At 32.7% G+C, this 468-nt stretch carries 1 protein-coding gene; it reads right to left on the minus strand.

The annotated features are described in order from the left end of the window. Window positions 1-21 precede the first annotated feature (21 nt). Window positions 22-468, minus strand: a 447-nt coding sequence (locus tag C4B30_RS35035; protein WP_105133688.1) for a YceI family protein, incomplete at its 5' end; no start/stop codon positions are given.

The following is a 468-nucleotide window of genomic DNA, read 5'->3' on the forward strand; positions in this document are numbered from 1 at the left end:
AATGAGGATTGTGTAATGAGATTATTCTGAGATTGAAAATTCAGCTGAAGCTTCGAATTTCACATCTTTACCTAGCATTACTCCACCAGTTTCAAGTGCTTGGTTAAAGTTAATGCCATATTTTTCTCTATTGATTGTACCAGTAACAATAATACCTGTTACTTGAGAACCATCCATAGGATTCTTACTTACTCCGTTGAATTCAACGTCGAATGTTTCTTCGTTAGTGATACCTTTAATTGTTAAATCACCAACAACTTTGTTTTCAGTAACTGATTTTGTTTCAAATGTGATTTTATCAAATTCATCAGTACCAAAGAAATCACCAGATTTTAAGTGGTTATCACGTGCATCGTTTTTAGTGTTAATTGAGCTTGGAATAATTGTTGCAGTAGCTTTCAAAGTACTGAAGTCATTAATATCTCCTTCAACAGCTACATCAAATTGATCAAATGAACCTTTCACTTT

The organism is Burkholderia sp. BE12, assembly GCF_002959955.1.
Taxonomy (GTDB): Bacteria; Pseudomonadota; Gammaproteobacteria; order Burkholderiales; family Burkholderiaceae; genus Burkholderia.